The sequence below is a fragment of the Streptomyces tricolor genome (assembly GCF_002155905.1).
In the GTDB taxonomy this organism is placed as follows: domain Bacteria; phylum Actinomycetota; class Actinomycetes; order Streptomycetales; family Streptomycetaceae; genus Streptomyces; species Streptomyces tricolor.
The window spans coordinates 1-610 of the sequence record NZ_MUMF01000905.1; the positions used below are offsets into that span (position 1 = coordinate 1).

Below are 610 nucleotides of genomic sequence, written 5' to 3' on the forward strand. Positions count from 1 at the left end.
GACCTCTTCGAAGCACCGACCGTCGCGGGTCTCGCGGCGCGTCTCGGTGAAGGCGGCGGCGCCCGCGCGGCGCTGGTGCCGATGGCACGGAGCGAGCGGCTGCCGTTGTCCTTCGCGCAGCAGCGCCTGTGGTTCCTGCACCGGCTGGAGGGACCCAGCGCGACCTACAACGTGCCGTTGGCGCTGCGGCTGAAGGGCGAACTGGACCTCACCGCCCTGCGCGCCGCATTCCACGACCTGGTGGAGCGGCACGAGAGCCTGCGGACCGTGTTCCCCGAGGCGGACGGCACGCCGTACCAGCACGTCCGGAACGGCGACGCCGCGCGGCCCGTGTTGGAGGTCGTGGAGACCGACTCCGCCGGTTACGGCGAGGCCCTGGCCCGGGCGATCAGGCATCCCTTCGACCTGGTGTCCGAACTGCCGGTGCGGGCCACGGTGCTCCGCCTGTCCGCGGACGAGCACGTGCTGCTGCTGCTCGCCCACCACATCGCCAGTGACGGCTGGTCGACCGACCCGCTGGCCCACGACCTGTCGGTGGCCTACGCCGCGCGCCGGGCCGGCCGTGCCCCCGAGTGGGAACCACTGCCGGTGCAGTACGCCGACTACACCC

The 610-nt window shown here is 73.1% G+C and carries 1 protein-coding gene; it reads left to right on the forward strand.

Features of this window, described 5'->3' with window-relative positions:
- On the forward strand, positions 1-610 hold a 610-nt coding region (locus CCN44_RS41365), incomplete at both ends, for a condensation domain-containing protein (protein ID WP_143650451.1).